The 16,607-nt window shown below is 71.3% G+C and carries 12 protein-coding genes and 1 pseudogene; 7 read left to right on the top strand and 6 right to left on the bottom strand.

The window, feature by feature from the left end; genetic code table 11:
• Nucleotides 1–52: 52 nt before the first annotated feature.
• The 6 genes and pseudogenes from O7629_RS14150 (at nucleotide 53) to O7629_RS14175 (ending at nucleotide 8,777) form a co-directional block, all read left to right on the top strand.
• A complete protein-coding gene (locus O7629_RS14150; RefSeq protein ID WP_278169688.1) occupies nucleotides 53–1,552 on the top strand; it encodes an aspartate aminotransferase family protein in 1,500 nt (499 codons plus the stop codon).
• Complete coding sequence (locus O7629_RS14155) at nucleotides 1,539–2,900, top strand: SidA/IucD/PvdA family monooxygenase (RefSeq protein ID WP_278169691.1); 1,362 nt, start codon at nucleotides 1,539–1,541, stop codon at nucleotides 2,898–2,900. Before O7629_RS14150 ends, O7629_RS14155 begins: the two co-directional genes overlap by 14 nt.
• A gap of 47 nt (nucleotides 2,901–2,947) precedes the next feature.
• Entirely contained in the window at nucleotides 2,948–5,281 is a 2,334-nt protein-coding gene (locus O7629_RS14160) for a GNAT family N-acetyltransferase (protein WP_278174522.1), read from the top strand.
• A gap of 59 nt (nucleotides 5,282–5,340) precedes the next feature.
• Nucleotides 5,341–7,347, top strand: a pseudogene (locus O7629_RS14165) (penicillin acylase family protein); the annotation flags it as partial.
• Nucleotides 7,348–7,440: 93 nt separating this feature from the next.
• On the top strand, nucleotides 7,441–7,968 hold the full coding sequence (locus O7629_RS14170) for a GNAT family N-acetyltransferase (protein ID WP_278174523.1): 528 nt from the start codon (nucleotides 7,441–7,443) through the stop codon (nucleotides 7,966–7,968).
• Nucleotides 7,969–7,994: 26 nt separating this feature from the next.
• Nucleotides 7,995–8,777 carry an FkbM family methyltransferase gene (locus tag O7629_RS14175; RefSeq protein WP_278174524.1) on the top strand — a complete coding sequence of 261 codons (783 nt, stop codon included), beginning with the start codon at nucleotides 7,995–7,997 and terminating at the stop codon, nucleotides 8,775–8,777.
• A 10-nt stretch (nucleotides 8,778–8,787) separates the two neighbouring features.
• Here the strand turns inward: O7629_RS14175 and O7629_RS14180 are convergent, their stop codons facing one another.
• From O7629_RS14180 to ctaD, 3 genes are all read right to left on the bottom strand, one after another.
• Entirely contained in the window at nucleotides 8,788–9,537 is a 750-nt protein-coding gene (locus tag O7629_RS14180) for a CDP-alcohol phosphatidyltransferase family protein (RefSeq protein WP_278169692.1), read from the bottom strand.
• Nucleotides 9,538–9,696: 159 nt separating this feature from the next.
• Nucleotides 9,697–10,206: a hypothetical protein gene (locus tag O7629_RS14185; RefSeq protein WP_278169693.1), complete on the bottom strand. Its 510-nt coding sequence runs from the start codon at nucleotides 10,204–10,206 to the stop codon at nucleotides 9,697–9,699.
• A gap of 123 nt (nucleotides 10,207–10,329) precedes the next feature.
• Entirely contained in the window at nucleotides 10,330–12,327 is a 1,998-nt protein-coding gene (gene ctaD, locus O7629_RS14190) for a cytochrome c oxidase subunit I (protein WP_278169694.1), read from the bottom strand.
• A gap of 217 nt (nucleotides 12,328–12,544) precedes the next feature.
• Between ctaD and O7629_RS14195 the strand changes: the two genes are divergently transcribed.
• Nucleotides 12,545–13,438 carry an amidohydrolase family protein gene (locus O7629_RS14195; RefSeq protein WP_278169695.1) on the top strand — a complete coding sequence of 298 codons (894 nt, stop codon included), beginning with the start codon at nucleotides 12,545–12,547 and terminating at the stop codon, nucleotides 13,436–13,438.
• A 49-nt stretch (nucleotides 13,439–13,487) separates the two neighbouring features.
• On the opposite strand, the gene O7629_RS14200 is transcribed toward O7629_RS14195, so the two are convergent.
• Genes O7629_RS14200 through O7629_RS14210 form a run of 3 tightly spaced genes read right to left on the bottom strand, consistent with a single transcriptional unit; the run spans nucleotide 13,488 to nucleotide 16,600 of the window.
• Nucleotides 13,488–14,333 (bottom strand): ABC transporter permease, encoded by an 846-nt coding sequence (locus tag O7629_RS14200; RefSeq protein ID WP_278169696.1) that lies wholly within the window; start codon nucleotides 14,331–14,333, stop codon nucleotides 13,488–13,490.
• Nucleotides 14,330–15,580: an ABC transporter ATP-binding protein gene (locus tag O7629_RS14205; protein WP_278169697.1), complete on the bottom strand. Its 1,251-nt coding sequence runs from the start codon at nucleotides 15,578–15,580 to the stop codon at nucleotides 14,330–14,332. The genes O7629_RS14200 and O7629_RS14205 overlap by 4 nt, the downstream gene beginning before the upstream one ends.
• A gap of 12 nt (nucleotides 15,581–15,592) precedes the next feature.
• Nucleotides 15,593–16,600: a PHB depolymerase family esterase gene (locus tag O7629_RS14210; RefSeq protein ID WP_278169698.1), complete on the bottom strand. Its 1,008-nt coding sequence runs from the start codon at nucleotides 16,598–16,600 to the stop codon at nucleotides 15,593–15,595.
• Nucleotides 16,601–16,607 lie beyond the last annotated feature (7 nt).

Below are 16,607 nucleotides of genomic sequence, written 5' to 3' on the forward strand. Positions count from 1 at the left end.
CTCGCCTAAGTTAGGTTAGGTTACCCTTATGGAGGCGGTGTTGGAGAGACCAATGTACCCGCATCTGTTCGGCCGGCACACCGTGGACGCCTACGTGTCCAGCATCGACCGGACCGCGGCGGTCCTCGCCGACCGTGTACGGGCGGTCCGCCAGCCGTACTCCGGCGACGCCGTGGCACCACTGCAGGCCAAGGTCGACAGCGTCGACCTGGACGCACCGCTCGGCACCACCGACGCCGCACTGGACGAGGTCGCCGGCCTGTATCTGGACCACGCGGTGTGGTTCCACGAACCCACCTACCTGGCCCACCTGAACTGCCCGGTGGCGATTCCCGCGCTCAACGCCGAACTGCTGCTCGCCGCCGTCAACACCTCGGTCGACACCTGGGACCAGAGCACCACCGGCACGCTGATCGAGCGGCGGCTGATCGCCTGGACGGCCGAGCGGATCGGATTCGGTCCGACCGCCGACGGCGTCTTCACCAGCGGCGGCACCCAGTCGAACCTGCACGGCCTGCTACTGGCCCGGGAGGACCGTTTGGTCCGCGCCGACGCCGACCGGGCCACGATGCTGCCCCGGCTGCGGGTCCTGGCCACGGCGGAGAGCCACTTCAGCGTCAGCAAGTCCGCCGGTCTACTCGGACTCGCCGCCGACGCGGTCGTCCCGGTCGCCACCGACGGCACCGGCCGGATGGACCCGGTGGCGCTCGACGCCGAGATCGATCGGCTGCTCGACCAGGACCTGGTGCCGATGGCGGTCGTCGCCACCGCCGGCACCACCGACCGCGGCTGCGTCGACCCGCTCGCCGCGATCGGCACCATCTGCCGCGACCGGGCGGTGTGGCTGCACGTCGACGCGGCGTACGGCTGTGGTCTGCTGATCTCCACCCGCCACCGGCACCTGCTCGACGGCATCGCCGCCGCCGACTCGGTCACCGTCGACTTCCACAAGAGCTTCTTCCAACCGATCAGCTCCAGCGCCATCATCGTCCGGAACGCGCCGACCATGCGGCGGGTCGCGGTGCACGCCGACTACCTGAACCCGCGAACGGCGACCGTGCCGAACCAGGTCGACAAGAGCCTGCAGACCACCCGCCGGCTGGACGCCCTGAAGTTGTGGATGACATTGCGGGCGATCGGCGCCGACCAGCTCGGCGAGATGTTCGACCAGGTCGTCTACCTGGCCCAGCAGGCCTACGGTCTGCTCCGCGAAAGCGACGACTTCGAGCTGGTCATGCGACCGGTGCTGAGCACCGTGCTGTTCCGGTACCGACCTGACTGGCTACCGGTGGAGGACTGCGACCGGCTGCTGCCCCGGCTGCGGGCTCGGCTGTTCGCCGACGGCGCCGCGATCATCGCCGGCACCGTCGTCGACGGGCACTACTGGCTCAAGTTCACGCTGCTCAACCCGAACACCACCGTCGACGACCTGCGTACCGTGATCGAGCTGATCCGCCGCACCGGCCAGGAGCTGCTCGACGCCGAATGGGATCCGGCGCTGATCGCCCCGGAGCCGGTCACCCCGGAGGTGTGCGCCAATGCGAACGTATGACTTCGTCGCCGTCGGGCTCGGGCCGTTCAACCTCGGCCTGGCCTGCCTGACCGCGCCGGTCGACGACCTGGACGGGGTGTTCCTGGAGCAGCGCGACGAGTTCGCCTGGCACCCCGGGCTGATGATCGAGGGAGTCACCATCCAGGTACCGTTCCTGGCCGACCTGGTGACAATGGCCGACCCGACGTCGCCGTACTCGTTCCTCAACTATCTGAAGCAGACCGGCCGGCTCTACCGCTTCTACATCCGGGAGAACTTCTACCCGCTACGCGCCGAGTACGACGCGTACTGCCGCTGGGCGGCCGCCCAGCTGCCCAACGTCCGGTTCGGCAGCCGGGTCGACCGGGTCGAGCACGACGCCGCGACCGGCGACTACCTGGTACGGGTCACCGAGGCCGGCACCGGGGCGACGACGACGCTGCGGACCCGGCGGCTGGTGCTCGGCATCGGTACCGTGCCGTACCGCCCGGCGGTGGTCCGGGACCTGCCCGGCCCGGCCGTGCACAGCGCCGACTACCTGCCGGACAAGGCCCGGCTGCAGAGCCTCGGGTCGGTCACCGTGGTCGGCAGCGGGCAGAGCGCCGCGGAGATCTACCTCGACCTGCTGGAGGAGATCGACACCCACGGCTACCAGCTCAACTGGGTCACCCGGTCGCCCCGGTTCTTCCCGATGGAGTACACCAAGCTCACCCTGGAGATGACCTCACCGGAGTACGTCCGCTACTTCCACGGGCTGCCGGCGGCCAGCCGGGACCGGCTCAACCGGGACCAGCGCAGCCTCTACAAGGGCATCAGCGGCGACCTGGTGGACACCATCTTCGACACGCTGTACCGCAAGGACGTCGCCGGCCCGGTGCCGACCACCCTGCTCACCGGGACCGCGTTGACCGGCGCCGACTGGGACCCCGACACCGGACGGTACCGGCTCGCCCTGCACCACCAGGAGCAGGACCGCGATTTCACCATGGACACCGACGGCCTGGTGCTCGCCACCGGCTACCGGCCGGCCGTGCCGGCGTTCCTGGACCCGGTCCGTGACCGAATCCGGTGGGACGAGCGGGGCCGGTTCGACGTGGCGCTCGGCTACACCGTCGACCACGGCGACCGGGAGATCTTCGTGCAGAACGCCGAGGAGCACACCCACAGCCTCACCGCACCCGACCTGGGCATGGGCCCCTACCGCAACTCGGTGATCATCGCCAACATGCTCGGCCGCGAGGTCTACCCGATCGAGCGCAAGATCGCCTTTCAGCACTTCGGCGCACCGTCGGACAGCAACACACCGTCGGCACCGGCGGCCGCTACCGGTCCGGTGGCCACGCAGCGGCAGGAGGCGCTCATCCGGTGACCGCCGCCACGACGACCATGTTCACCATCGACGACCCGCTCGGCCGGATGACCGTCGAACCGCTCGACGTCGCCGGTCACGCCGACCTGCTGCACGCCTGGATCACCCACCCCCGGTCGGTGTTCTGGGGGATGCCCGACGCCGACCTCGACACCGTACGGCGCGAGTACCAGCGCATCGACGCCAACCCGCACCATCACGCGTGGCTCGGCCGACTCGACGGCGTACCGCTGTTCCTCACCGAGACCTACGAACCCGCACACAGCGAACTCGCCGACCACTACCCCGTACAGCCCGGCGACGTCGGGATGCACGTGCTGGTCGCACCGCCGGACGGCGAGCCCCGGCACGGGGTGACGTCGGCGGTGATGCGGACGGTGATGGCCTTCGTCTTCGCCGACCCGGCGCACCACCGGGTCGTCGTCGAGCCCGACGTACGCAACGAGGCGATCGCCGTGAAGAACGCCGAAGCCGGCTTCGTCGTCGACCGGCTGATCCAACTGTCCGACAAGCAGGCCCGGCTCAGCTTCTGTTCCCGGTCCGCGTTCAGTGCCAGCCGGCTGGGCGGTACCGACGGACCAGCCACGGAGAGCCCAATGACACCCCCCGCCCACCTCGCGCCGGGCCCGATCGCGGCCGCCCACCGCCAGCTGGTCGCCAAGGCCATCGCCGAGTTCAGCCACGAACGGCTGATCCAGCCCCGACCCGACGACACGCTCCCGGCCGGCCCCGGCGGCGACGGGTACCAGCTGACGACCGACGACCGGGTCGCGTACCGGTTCCGGGCCCGCCGGTACGCTCTCGACCACTGGCTGATCGACCCCGCGTCGCTGACCCGCGAGGTCGACGGCACCCCAGCGGAGCTGGACGCCCTCGACCTCGTCGTCGAACTGCGGGAGACGCTGGGCATCCCGGCGAAGCTGCTCGGCACCTACCTGGAGGAGATCAGCGCTACCCTGGCCGGTGCCGCCTGGAAGCACCACCACCGCCGGGAACGCGCCGCCGACCTGGTGCACGCCGACTTCCAGACCATCGAGTCGGCGATGACCGAGGGGCACCCGCTGTTCGTCGCCAACAACGGCCGGATCGGCTTCGGCCTGGCCGACCACGAGGCGTACGCGCCGGAGGCCGGCACCCCGGTGCGGCTGGTCTGGCTGGCGGTACGCCGCGACCTCAGCACCTTCACCGCCGGCCACGGCGTCGACGAGCAGAGCCACTACCTCGACGAACTGGGTGCCGAGACGCTGCACCGGTTCGCCGACCAGCTGCGCGGCCTCGGCCTCGACCCGGCCAACTACCGGTACCTGCCGGTGCATCCGTGGCAGTGGGAACACAAGGTCGGCGTCACCTTCGCCGCCGACGTGGCGTCCCGGGCGATCGTCCCGGTCGGCACGAGCCCGGACCGGTACCGGGCGCAGCAGTCGATCCGTACCTTCTTCAACATCGACCACCCGCACCGGCACTACGTCAAGACCGCACTGTCCATCCAGAACATGGGCTTCATGCGCGGGCTGTCCCCGGCCTACATGCGGGCGACCCCGCCGATCAACGACTGGGTCGCCGACCTGGTCGCCGACGACGACACACTGCGCGACTGCGGGTTCGAGGTGCTGCGGGAGCTGGCGTCGGTCGGCTACACCGGGGACGCGTACCACCGCAGCGGGGCGCCGGTCTCGGCGTACCAGCGCATGCTCGCCGCGTTGTGGCGGGAGAGCCCGGTGCCCCGGATCGCGCCCGGGCAGCGGCTGGCCACCATGGCCAGCCTGCTGCACCGCGACCGCGACGGCGCGCACCTGGCCACCGCGCTGATCGCGGCGTCCGGCCTGCCGGCCGCCGACTGGCTGGCCCGGTACCTGCGGGCCTACCTGCGCCCGCTGCTGCACTGCCTGCTCGGCCACGACCTGGCGTTCATGCCACACGGGGAGAACCTGATCCTCGTGCTGGAGAACCACGTACCGGTCCGGGTGTTCATGAAGGACATCGGCGAGGAGGTCGTCGCCATGCACGACCGGGAACTGCCGGCCACGGTCGAACGAATCCGGATGCCGGTCGACGACAACTTCCGGGTCCTGGCCGTGTTCACCGACGTCTTCGACGGGTTCCTGCGTTTCCTCGCCGCGATCCTGGACGCCGACGGTGTGCTGCCGGCGGACCGGTTCTGGCAACTGGTCGCCGAGTGCGTCCGTCAGCACGGCGACGACCACCCGCAGCTGAGGGACCGGTTGGACCTCTTCGCGCCCACCTTCCGGCACTCCTGCCTGAACCGGTTGCAGCTGCGCAACACGCTGCAGATGGTCGACCTGACCGACCAGGCCGGGTCGTTGATCTTCGTCGGAGTGCAGGACAACCCGATCGCCGCCGTCGCGGCGCCGGCCCCGTGACGGCTCCATCCGGCTCCGGCGCCGGGACGGCCCGGTACGGCACCGGCCGGTCCGGGCGGGTGCACCGGGACGGGTACGGCGTACCGCACCTGTGGGCGGCCGACGTCGACGACCTCGCCTACCTGCAGGGGCACACCGCCGCCACCGACCGGGCCTGGCAGATCGAGGTCGAGCGGTGGCGCGCGGAGGGCGCGTTGGCCAGCCGGCTCGGCCCAACCGAGGTCGGCTGGGACCGGTTCGCCCGCCGGGTCCGCCTCGACGACACCGCCGAACGCTGCTTCCATCGGCTGGACCCGGCGACCCGCCGCTGGGTGGGCGCGTACGTCGACGGCGTCAACGACGGTCTCGCCGAGGGCGCCGTCGCGGCACCCGAGTTCGCCGCCACCGCCACCACCGCCGGCACCTGGCGGCCGTGGACCCCACTCGGCGTGTTCCTGGTGCAGCACGTGCTGTTCGGCACCTTCGGCAACAAGCTGTGGCGGGCGCACGTCACCGCCACCCTCGGTCCGGCCGCGGTCGACCTGTTCGCCATGGAGCCGCCCGCGTCGTCGGGCAGCAACGCCTGGGCGTTGACCGGACAGCACAGCGGCACCGGATCCCCGGTCATCGCCGGCGACCCGCACCGGATCCTGGAGCTGCCCAACGTCTACCAGCAGGTGCAGCTGACCTGTCCCGAGTTCGACGTCTTCGGGTTCGCCTTCCCCGGCGTACCGGGGCTGCCGCACTTCGGCCACGCCGGCGACGTCGCCTGGGCGATCACCAACGCCATGGCCGACTACCAGGACCTGTACCGCGAACAGCTGCGCCGGGTCGACGGGCAGGTCCTGGCCCGCCAAACCGACGGCTGGGGCCCGGTGCCGGCGCACACCGAGCTGATCGAGGTACGCGACGCCGACCCGGTGCCGGTCGAGGTGGTCGAAACCCCGCGCGGGCCGGTGATCGACGTGGACCGACGCACCGGTGAGGCGATCAGCCTGCGGACGCCGAGCCGGGTCGGCGGGGCGCTGGGCTTCGACGCGCTGCTGCCGCTGCTGCGGGCCCGCCGGGTCGGCGACGTCGAACGGGCACTGCGGCACTGGGTGGAGCCGGTCAACAGCGTGCTGGTCGCCGACCGCTCCGGCACGGTACGCCGGCTGGTCGCCGGCCGGGTGCCGGTGCGCGACGACCGGTGCCGGCAGGTGCCGGTGCCCGGCTGGGCACCCCGGTACGCCTGGCGACCCGGCTACGCCGCCCTGCCCGCCGCCGAGGTGTCCGATGTGGTGGTCAACGCCAACGACCGGCGCGGCGGCGACACCGCAGACCTCGGCGTCGACTTCGCCGCACCGCACCGGGCCCGGCGGATCCGCCAGCTGGTCGACAGCGGGGCCGCACCCGAGTCGGTGCACATGGACACCCAGGTGCCGCTGGCCGGGCTGCGCCGGCTGCTGCGCGGCCTGGACCTGACCGACCAGCCCGGGACGGTGCGCCGGCTGCGCGACAAGCTGCTCGACTGGGACGGCCGGATGGCGGCCGACAGCGCCGACGCCGGGCTGTTCGCCGCCTGGCGGGCCGCGTTGGTCCACCGGCTGTCCGCCGAGCCCTGCCTGCGGCCGCTGCACGCCGAACCCGGCTTCGACGAACTGTTCGCCCCGTGGACCGACCCGGTGGGCCGGATCGGGCTGGCGCTGGACCGGCTGGTCGACGGGCTGCCCCGGCTGGGTGGCGACCCGGGCCGCTGCGCGGTGGCCGCGCTGGTCGAGTTGGCCGACGGGCCGCCGCCGGGTCGGTGGGGCGACCGGCACCTGCTGCACCCGGTACGGGTGCTGCCCGGCGCCGCCGACCCGGCCACCGACGCGCTCGGCGGCCCGGTCCCGCTCGACGGCGACACTGGCAGCGTCCTGGCCACCTCCAGCGTGCCCGGTGTCTCCGACGTGTGCTGGCGCGGGCCGGTGGCCCGCTACGTCTGGGACCTCGCCGACCCGTCGGCGAGCCGCTGGGTGGTGCCGTTCGGCGCCTCGGGACGGCCCGGTGACCGGCACTTCGCCGACCAGCTGCCACAGTGGGCGGCAGGTCAGCTGGTCCCGGTCGCGCCGGTGCGCTGGACCGCCGGTCCCGGCGGGACGGTACGGCCGAGCGTGTACGTCGAACAACTGCCCGGCATCGGCCGGTTCCGTCTGGTGGTGCTGGACCCCACCGAGGACCTCGACCTGCTGTACGGCTGGGTCACCGCGCAGCGGGCCCGGTTCTGGGGGATGACCGGGCACACCCGGGAACAGGTGGGCGACATCTACCGGTTCCTCGACGGTCTGGACTCGCACCACGCGTACCTGATGACCGTCGACGACGAACCGGTCGGCATCTTCCAGACCTACCTGCCGGCCGAGGACCCGCTCGGCGAGCACTACCCGGTGCGCGACGGTGACATCGGGATCCATCTGTTCCTCGCCCCGGCCCGGCGGCCGGTCGCCGGGTTCACCGGCGCGGTGGCGGACGCGTTCACCCGCTACCTGTTCGCCGATCCGGGCCGGCGACGGATCGTCATCGAGCCGGACGTTCGCAACGACCGGGCGCTGCGCCGCTGGAAGCGGCTGGGCTTCGAGTTCGACGTGGAGCTGGCGTTGTCCGACAAGCGTGCTCAGCTGGCGTTCCTGACCCGGGAGGCGTTCACCGCCAGGCAACCACACGGGCGGCGTACCATCGACCGGTGACCGCCGCTGACCAGCCACGCACCGCTGTGCCGTCCCGGGTGCTGGCCGCCGATCCGCAGCTCGCCGGGTTGCGCCGGTCGCTGGAGTACTACTACGGCGATCCGGACCGGGACGCCGCGATGGACCTGCTCTACCGGCGGTTCATCGCACCGGGCGATCTGGTCTTCGACATCGGTGCGCACGTGGGCGACCGGGTCGGCAGCTTCCGGCGGTTGGGCGCGCGAGTGGTGGCGGTGGAGCCGCAGCCGTTGTGTGCCCGCGCGGTACGGCTGGTCTACGCGGACGATCCGGCGGTGACCGTCCTGCCGGCGGCGTGCGGTGACACCGCCGGGCCGGTACGGATGTACATCAACTCGGCCAACCCCACGGTCTCCACCGCGTCGGCCGACTTCGTGGGTGCCGCCGACGGTGCCGACGGCTGGCAGGGCCAGGTCTGGGACGGCGAGATCGAGGTGCCGGCGACGACTCTCGACCAACTGGTCGCCGAGTACGGCCGGCCCGCGTTCGTCAAGATCGACGTCGAGGGGTTCGAGGAGACCGTGCTCGTCGGATTGTCCCGGCCGTTGCCGGCGCTGTCCTTCGAGTTCACCACGATCCAGCGGGACACGGCGCTGCGCTGTCTGCGGCGGTTGGCCGGGCTCGGCGACTACCGGTTCGACGTCGCGTTGGGTGAGAGCCAGCGGCTGACCTTCGGACGGTGGGTGTCGGAAGCGGAGATGGCCGATCATGTTCGGTCGCTGCCGCACGAGGCCAACTCGGGCGACGTCTACGCGGTGCTGCCGGGCGGGCCGGCGACCGGCGGGCTGTGACGTCGGCCGGTCAGCCGGCGAGCTCCGCCTGCCACCGGTCGACCTGAGGATCGCGGCCGCGCCACAGCCAGTGGACGTCCCGCCCGAACGACCAGAGCAGCGCGGCCAGCACGCCGGCGACCAACGCGGTGACCACGGCCGGCGGCGCGATCCCGGCGGCGGCCAGCACCAGCACGGCACCCTGGGTGGCGGCCACCGTCTTGCGGCTGAACCGGGGCGGTAGCGGTGCCCGCAGCCAGGGCAGCAACCGGGCGGCGGCGCCGAACACGTAGCGGAAGACCCCGATCGCCAGCACCCACCAGCCGACCGACGCGGCAACGAACACGCTGAGCACCAGGACCAGCGCCGAGTCGGTTTCCATGTCGAACCGGGCGCCGAGCCGCGAGCAGGTGCCGGTCCGGCGGGCTACCTGGCCGTCTACGCCGTCGAGCAGCAAAGCCACCGCCGCCAGGGTCACCAGCAGCGCGACCGGAGCCGGACCGACGAACGAGTCGGCCACCAGCGCGGTCACCGCGCCGACCAGGGTGCCCCGGGCCAGGGTGACGCTGTCCGCCGGACCCCAGCCGGCCACCTCGGGCTGCTGCATCGCCCGGATGAGCAGCGCCCAGGTCGCCAGGCCGTAGACCAGTCCGGCCGACCAGCCGGCCACGCCGAGGCCACTGGTCGCCGCCAGGATCAGCAGGACCGTGATCTGGGCGAGCAGCCCGATACTCGGCGCATGTACCGACCGAACAGCTTCACTACGTGCACTTACCGTCACTTTTCCTCCGTCACCGAATGGCCACCGGTGTGGTACGCCCCAGTGCCCATATCCCCACCAACGGCGATTCAGTGCGAAGAGTTCACTGGCCGGGCCGGAATTTCAAGTCGGCATCCGGACACCGTGACGCCGACGCAGCCAACCAGCACTTGGTGACGATCAGTAGCCAGTCCAGACGGCTTTCGCCCCCGAGTCGCCGGCCCGCACCACGAAGTAGAGGCTTACCCCGGCGGCGACGACGACCAAACCCTTCACCACCAGGGCAAGCACCCCGTTACCGCGCGCGCCGGTGGCGGTCGTGCTGTGCGCGGCGGCGGCGACCCGGGGACCGACCAGGTAGACCAGGGCCAAGGTGGCGAGCGCCAGCACGATCGACGCGATCAGGGTCAGGTTCCCCAGTTGTTCGTGCTCCTCGATCACCGGCCGGAAACTCTCGGTGATCCGGCCGGCCGCGTCCATCCGGCTCAGGAACGCGTCGCCGGAAAGCTTGGTGACCAGGGCGGCGATCGGCGTGACAATGGCCAGCACGGCCAGCACCCACCGGGTGTGCGCACGGATGAACGGGACCAGGGCGTACCCGACCGCCAGCAACGCCAGCAGCGGGACGAAGACCACCGCCGCGTGCAGCAGCAGTGGATGGGCGGGGATTCCCGCGACTTCCTCGAACATGTTTACGCCTCCTCGGCGGTTCCACGGCAGTCATGGCGACCAGGGATCGGAGGCTAACCCACCAGGAACCGGTACGGCAGCAGCCACCCGGCGACCGCCGGGCGGTGCGTACCGCAGAGTCGGTCAGGAGTCTTCGTCCTCGTCCGCTGACGGAAGCCGCCATCGTCGTTCCTGCGGACCGCGTTGCGCACCGAGGGTGTCCTCCGGTTCGGTGGTCTGCTCGAAACTGGGCCGGCGGACCTGTTCCGGCCGGGGCACCTGGACGGCCCGGGCACCGGACACCGGGTCCGGTACGAAGGTGGCGACGTCGGTCGGACCCTGCGCCGGACCGCGCGGGACGATCCGGTGGGCGGCCGGATCACGGTGCAGTTCGTCGACGAGGTGCTGCGGCGGCTCGGTGTCCCGTTGCGGCAGGTCCCGGCCGAGATCCGCGACGAACAGGCCGTACTTGGCCTCGAAGGCCGGGCGTTCGGACCTGATCCGGGGCAACCGGTCGAAGTTGCGCAGTGGCGGCGGACAGGTGGTCGCCCACTCCAACGAGTTGCCGAATCCCCACGGGTCGTGCACGCTCACCTGCTCGCCGAACCGGTACGACTTCCACACGTTCCAGAAGAAGAACAGCGTGGACGCCCCGAGGATGAACGATCCAATGGTGGCGATCGTGTTCAGGACGGTGAAGCCGTCGGTCGGCAGATAGTCGGCGTACCGCCGGGGAAAGCCCTCACTGCCGAGCCAGTGCTGGACCAGAAAGGTGGCGTGGAAGCCGATGAACATCGTCCAGAAATGTGCCTTGCCGAGCCCTTCGTCGAGCAGTCGGCCGGTCATTTTCGGGAACCAGAAATAGATTCCAGCAAACGCCGCGAAGACGATCGTACCGAACAGAACGTAGTGGAAGTGGGCCACGACGAAGTAGGTGTCGGTGACATGGAAGTCGATCGGTGGGCTGGCCAGCAGCACCCCGGTCAGCCCTCCGAGCAGGAAGGTCACCAGGAAGCCGACGGCGAAAAGCATCGGCGTCTCGAACGTCAACTGCCCCTTCCACATGGTGCCGATCCAGTTGAAGAACTTGATCCCGGTAGGGACCGCGATCAGGAAGCTGAGCATGGCGAAGAACGGCAGCAGCACCTGCCCGGTGCCGAACATGTGGTGCGCCCAGACGCTCATCGACAACGCGGCGATCGCGATCGTCGCAGCCACCAGGCCCTTGTAGCCGAAGATCGGCTTGCGGGCGAAGACCGGAATGACCTCGCTGATGATGCCGAAGAACGGCAGGGCGACGATGTACACCTCGGGATGGCCGAAGAACCAGAACAGATGCTGCCACAGCATCGGGCCGCCGGTCTGCGGTGCGTACACGTGTGCGCCGAGCAGCCGGTCCGCGAGCAACGCCAGCAGCGCCGCCGCCAGCAGCGGGAACACCAGGACCACCAGCAGGGCGGTGATCAGAATGTTCCAGGTGAAGATCGGCATCCGGAACATCGTCATGCCCGGCGCGCGCAGGGTGATGATGGTGGCGATCAGGTTGACCGAGCCGAGGATGGTGCCAAGGCCGGAGACGACCAGGCCGACGATCCACATGTTGGCGCCGACGCCCGGGGTGTGCTCCATCCGGCTCAACGGGGTGTAGGCGAACCAGCCGAAGTCGGGAGCGCCGCCGGGCGTCAGGAATCCCCCCATGACCAGCAGCCCACCGAGCAGATAGAGCCAGTACGCCAGCGCGTTGAGCCGGGGAAACGACACGTCCGGGGCACCGATCTGCAACGGCACCAGGTAGTTGGCGAACCCGAACACCAGCGGGGTGGCGAACAGCAGCATCATGATCGTGCCGTGCATGGTGAACAGCTGGTTGTACTGCTCCGGCGAGAGAAACTGCATGCCGGGTCGGGCCAACTCGGCACGCATCAGCAGGGCCATGACGCCGCCCGCGATGAAGTAGCCGAAGGACGTGCCGAGGTACAACAGGCCGATCTGCTTGGCGTCGGTGGTCCGCAGCAGCCGGGTCAGCGAGTTGCCCGGCACCGCCGGGCGGACCGGGCCGGGGGTGGCGCCGTCGGTCCCCAGCGCCACCGGGCGCGGCAGGGCCGGCTGTGGCGTACCCACCGTCGTGGTCTGCTCCGTCATGCCTGCCTCTCCCGCCCAGCACGTCAACCGACGGTAACTCGATAAATCGTCCGTTGAGGCGGTAAATCGGGATCAGTCCCGTTAGATTGGCCGGCTCCCTCGCCCGGACATGGCACTGCTGCCTTGGCGCGCCCGGGCAAGCGGACAGACCGCTCTTTCCCCCTGGGTCCGGCTGCGACAGGATGGACCTGTCCACCGAGCATCCGACGGGAGCGGCGTGCCATCGACAAAGATTGACCGATCCGGTGACCCGCCGGTCACGGTCATCGACTCCCACCTGCACCTGTGGGACCCACGACTGCTCGACTACCCGTGGTTGGCGCAGGTCCCCGGGCTACGGCGCAGCTACCTGCCAGCGGATCTGTCGACCGCCACCGCCGGGCTCGGATCGGGCGGATTCCACCTCGAAGCGGTGGTGTTCGTCGAGGCCGGCCGGGCCGAGGCGGACGCCGACGCCGAGGTCGACTGGGTCGAACAGCTCGCCGCCGAATGGCCGATGCTCCGGGCGGTGGTGGCCCACGTGCCGCTGGAGCGGGGCGCCGACACCGGCGCCAGGATCGCCGCGCTACGCCGCCACCGGCTGGTCACCGGAGTACGCCGCAACCTCCAGGACGAAGCCGACGGCTTCACCACCACCGACGACTTCGTCGCCGGGGTCCGGCTGCTGGGCGAGGCCGGGCTCAGCTTCGACCTCTGCGTGCGGCACCACCAACTGCCTGAGGTGACGGCGCTGGCGGCCCGGGTACCGGAGGTCACCTTCGTCCTGGACCATCTCGGCAAACCGCCGGTGGCTGTCGGCGACACCGCCCAGTGGCGCGACGACCTGGCCCGCATGGCGCAGTTGCCGAACGTGGTCTGCAAGCTCTCCGGGCTGGCCACCGAATCGTCCCGTGGCTGGCTCGGTCACGATCTGCTGCCCTACCTCGACCACGCGCTACGCCAGTTCGGGCCGGACCGGTGCCTGTTCGGTGGGGACTGGCCGGTGGCCACGCTAGCCACCGGCTACCGTCGTTGGCTCGGGGTGGTCCGGGCCGCCTGCGCCGAACTGTCCGAACCGCACCGGCAGTCGGTCTTCGCCGACACCGCCCGACGGGTCTACCGGATCGACTGACGGCGCGGGCGGGCGGGCGGACCGCCGCCCGCCGACACATGGCGTGACGTCACCGCACCGCACGACGGGCGAAGGCCCGCAACGCGGCGGCGGTGGCCGCTGCCGCGACCCCCGACAGGACCAGCAGGCACAGACCGATCGGCAGGTGGGTGACGTGCGGCGCCATCGCCGCGCGGAGCGCCTCTGCGGCGTACGTCATCGGGTTCGCCGCGGTCGCCACCTGGAACCACGGCATCTCGGCCAGCCGCTGCCACGGATAGTGCACGCACCCGGTCCAGATGATCGGGGTGACGAACAGCGAGAAGGTGGCCTGGATGCGCTGCAACGGCAGCACCGTCGCCAGGGTCATGCCCAGGGCCGCGCCGACCCAGCCGGCCAGCAGCACCACCACCAGGGACAGTGGCAACGCCGACCAGCCGCCCGGTGCGGACCCGACGACCAGCGCGCCGAGCGGGTAGACCACCACCGCCGCGAACAGGCCACGGAGTGTGGCGACCATCAGCTTGCCAACCGCCACCAGCGCCGTCGGCAGCGGCGACAGCAGCCGGTCCTCGATCTCCCGGGTGAAGCCGAACTCCTTGACCAGTGGTACCGCCACGCTCTGCAGCGCGGTGGTGAAGGTGGCAAGGGCGACCGTACCGGGCAGCAGGATGTCGGCGAACCCGGCGCCGACGATGCCCTGCATGGTCAGCACCTGGGTGAAGATGAACAGCATGAACAGCGGGGTCATCAGCACCTGCGCGAGGACGAACCAGATGTCCTTGCCGGCGACGAACAGGTCCCGCCACAGGATCGCGCCGAAGGCCCGCGCCACCGGTGGTCGCGGTGGCGCGGGCGGTGCCGACGGCGCGGTGGCGTCCGACGACGGTACGGGGGTGACCTCGGCCAGGCTCAACGGATCTCCTTACCGGTCAGGCTCAGGAAGATGTCCTCCAGGCCGGGCTTGCCGATGTGCACGTCGGTCAGCTGGGCCGCGCGGCCGGTCAACACCGTCAACGCCGGACCGAGCACGGCGGCGGGGTCGGCGTCGAGGTGCAGCCGCAGCCGGATCTCGCCCGCCGGTCCGTCGGCCGCAGCCGCCGGTGCGGCGGCGAACAACGCGGCGAACCGTGGATCGTTGCGGGCGGCGGCGAGCTTCGCGGCCTTGCGGGGATCGGCCTTGGCCGCGGCGATCCGGGCCGCGATCCGTGGATCGGCGGCCAGCCCGGCCAGCCCCGGACCGCCGCGACCCGCCGGGCCGGGGACGGCCGCGCCGCCAGTGGTGACCTCCCCGGTACGGACCCCGTCGAGTGCGGTGAGCGCGGCGAGCAGATCAGTCGCACCGTCACCCGGCCCGGGGCGCACGGCAAGGTCCAGCACCGCCCGGCCGGCGACCCCGCGTACCAGGTTCGCCGGGGTGTCCAGGGTGAGCAGCCGGCCGTGGTCGACGATCGCCACCCGGTCGGCCAGCTCCGCCACCTCGGTCATCTCGTGGCTGGTCAGCACGACGGTCACCCCACGCTCGCGCAGCTGCCGGATCCGGGTCCGGATCAGCAGCCGGGCCTGCGGCTCCAGCCCGTTGGTCGGCTCGTCGAGGAAGACCACCCGGGGGTCGTGCATCAGCGCCCGGGCGATCATCAGGCGCTGGGCCATGCCGCCGGAGAAGAAGTCGACCCGCGAGTCGGCCTGCTTGTCCAGCCCGAACTCGGTCAGCAGCCGGTCGGCCCGGCGGCGCCGCTCGGCCCGGGGCACCCCGTGGTACGCGGCGTGGCTGAGCAGGTTCTGCCGGGGCGTCAACGCCCGGTCCAGGTTGTTGTACTGCGGCACCACGGCGAACCGGGTCCGGGCCGCCACCGGGTGCCGGACGACGTCGACGCCGTCCACCCGCGCCGTGCCCGAGCTGGCCCGGATCGTCGTGGTGAGCACGCCCACCGTGGTCGACTTGCCGGCACCGTTGGGCCCGAGCAGACCGAAGACCTCACCAGGTCGGACCGCGAACGACAGCGAATCGATGGCATTGCCGTCCTGGCCCGGGTACCGCTTGACCAGGTCGACGACCTCGACCGCCGGGCCGGAGCCGGGTTGGCCGCCCGGTGCCGGGGCGGCCGGGGCCGCGTCGGCGCCGGGACCGTCGACCAACGGGTGGGTGCCGGTACTGGACATCTGCTCTCCTGCTCAGGCGGGTCTGGGATGCGAGGCGAAGAACTGCCAGCTGGTCGCGGTGGCGTCCAGTTCGGTGGCGGGCGGATCCAGGCCGAGGAGCCGGCCCGCCGCAGTCGTCTCGGAACCGGGCCACTGGTGCCCGGCGCCGTCGATGGTGATCAGGGTGACGCCGCGACCCGCGGCGCAGTCCGCCACCGAGGTGGTGACACTCCCCTCAGTGGCGGTCCGCGCGGCACCGCACTCGTCGACCTGCCGCCACCGGCCGACCAGGTCCGGCGCAGCGGGGCCGTCGGCCTTGTCCGGCACCCGGCCGTTGCCGGCGCCGTCGCGGCGACCCGGGCCGCCGGTGTACGGGATCGTCTCGTCGGCGGTGCCGTGGATGTGCAGCACGGAGATCGGCTCCGGGGCCGGGCAGTCGCCGAGCATGGTCGTCGCCACCCCGGTCACCGCAGCGAACGTCGAACTGTCGCAGGCGATCCGGTAGGCGAGCATGCCACCGTTGGACATGCCGGCCAGGTAGTGACGGTCGGGGTCGAAGGAGAGCTGCTGCCCGAGCGACTCCACCAGGGTGAGGACGAACCCCACGTCGTCGACACCGTCGCGCGCCGCGGCGCCGCAGCACTCCTCGGTCACCGCCCAGGCCCGGTTACGGGAATCCGGGTAGACCACCACGAAGCCGTGCTGGTCGGCGACGGCGTTCCAGCCGTACCAGGATTCGGCCTGCCGGCCGCTGCCGAGCAGGCCGTGCAGCATGACGACGACCGGCACCGGCGTCGTCTCGGCGACGTCGGCCGGGCGGTACACCCGGTAGGTCCGTTCCTGCCCGTCGACGGTGATCGACCCCGCCGACGAGCCGACCGGTGGGGTGTCGACCGGAGCGACCACCCCGCCGTCCGTGGCCGGCGGGGTGGTGCCCGATGTCGGCGGTGCCGGGTCCGGCGCCGACGTGCAGCCTGCGACGAGTGTCCCGAGGACTCCCGTGACAACCAGAACCGCCGACCGGCGTCGGAACCGCGACATCGCTCAC

This window comes from Solwaraspora sp. WMMD792 (genome assembly GCF_029626105.1).
Lineage (GTDB): Bacteria > Actinomycetota > Actinomycetes > Mycobacteriales > Micromonosporaceae > Micromonospora_E.

What these genes read in the sequence shown, in the direction of transcription:
- O7629_RS14150 (WP_278169688.1), top strand. Translation starts at nt 53, where the DNA reads ATGTACCCGCATCTGTTCGGCCGGCACACCGTGGACGCCTACGTGTCC.
- O7629_RS14155 (WP_278169691.1), top strand. Translation starts at nt 1,539, where the DNA reads ATGCGAACGTATGACTTCGTCGCCGTCGGGCTCGGGCCGTTCAACCTC.
- O7629_RS14160 (WP_278174522.1), top strand. Translation starts at nt 2,948, where the DNA reads ATGACCGTCGAACCGCTCGACGTCGCCGGTCACGCCGACCTGCTGCAC.
- O7629_RS14185 (WP_278169693.1), bottom strand. Translation starts at nt 10,206, where the DNA reads ATGTTCGAGGAAGTCGCGGGAATCCCCGCCCATCCACTGCTGCTGCAC.
- ctaD (WP_278169694.1), bottom strand. Translation starts at nt 12,327, where the DNA reads ATGACGGAGCAGACCACGACGGTGGGTACGCCACAGCCGGCCCTGCCG.
- O7629_RS14205 (WP_278169697.1), bottom strand. Translation starts at nt 15,580, where the DNA reads ATGTCCAGTACCGGCACCCACCCGTTGGTCGACGGTCCCGGCGCCGAC.
- O7629_RS14210 (WP_278169698.1), bottom strand. Translation starts at nt 16,600, where the DNA reads ATGTCGCGGTTCCGACGCCGGTCGGCGGTTCTGGTTGTCACGGGAGTC.